At 75.8% G+C, this 844-nt stretch carries 1 pseudogene; it reads right to left on the reverse strand.

The features are described 5' to 3' along the window. Positions 1–576: pseudogene (locus SSBG_RS18830) on the reverse strand (response regulator transcription factor); the annotation flags it as partial. Between the last annotated feature and the right edge of the window lie 268 nt (positions 577–844).

The following is an 844-nucleotide window of genomic DNA, read 5'->3' on the forward strand; positions in this document are numbered from 1 at the left end:
CGAGGCGGATGTCCCCGTGGTAGCTGTGCTCCCACACCGCCTCCAAAAGCTGCTGGCGGCTGAGGACCTGGCCGGGGGAGGCCGAGAGGGTGAGCAGGAGGCGCAGTTCGGAGGGGGCGAGCGGGACCGGCGTGCCCTCGTGGGTGACGCGGAGCCCGGCGCGGTCGATCGTGAGGCGGCCGTGGGTCTCGGGCGGCGGGGTGCCGGGCGTGTCCTGGCGGCGCAGCACCGCGCGGATGCGCGCGTCGAGCACGCGCGCCCGCACCGGCTTGACGACGTAGTCGTCCGCCCCCGCCTCCAGCCCCACCACGACATCGATGTCGTCGCCCCGGGCGGTCACGATGAGCAGCGGTACCTGCGCCCGCTCCGGCGTGCGCAGCCTCCGGCACACCTCCAGGCCGTCCACGCCGGGCAGCATCAGGTCGAGCACCACGACCTCGGGCACCTCGGCCGCGAAGGCCGCGACCCTTCCTCACCGCTCGCCGCCGCCCGCACCTCGTGCCCCTGCCGCCGCAGCCCGAGGGTGACGGCCCGGCGGACGGCCTCGTCATCCTCGATGAGCAGTACGCGGGACATGCGCCCAGTATGCGTGTCCGGAAGCGGGCCATCCGTTCGAGTGCGGGGGCGTGCGCGGCGGTTGTTACGGAACGGTCTTACGGGCGGCCAAGCACGGTGACGCCCGCTGGGCAGCCTGGAGCGGCTCCGTAGCCGACACCGAGGACCCGGCCTGCCCCATGCGCCACACGAAACCCGCCGCTCGCGGCTCCCGTACCGCCCGCCGGTCCCGTACGGCCGGCGGCTCCCGCGCCGCCCGCCGCTCCGGTGCCCGCGGCGCCGGAGGCCG

The sequence above is a fragment of the Streptomyces sp. SPB074 genome (genome assembly GCF_000154905.1).
Classification (GTDB): domain Bacteria; phylum Actinomycetota; class Actinomycetes; order Streptomycetales; family Streptomycetaceae; genus Streptomyces.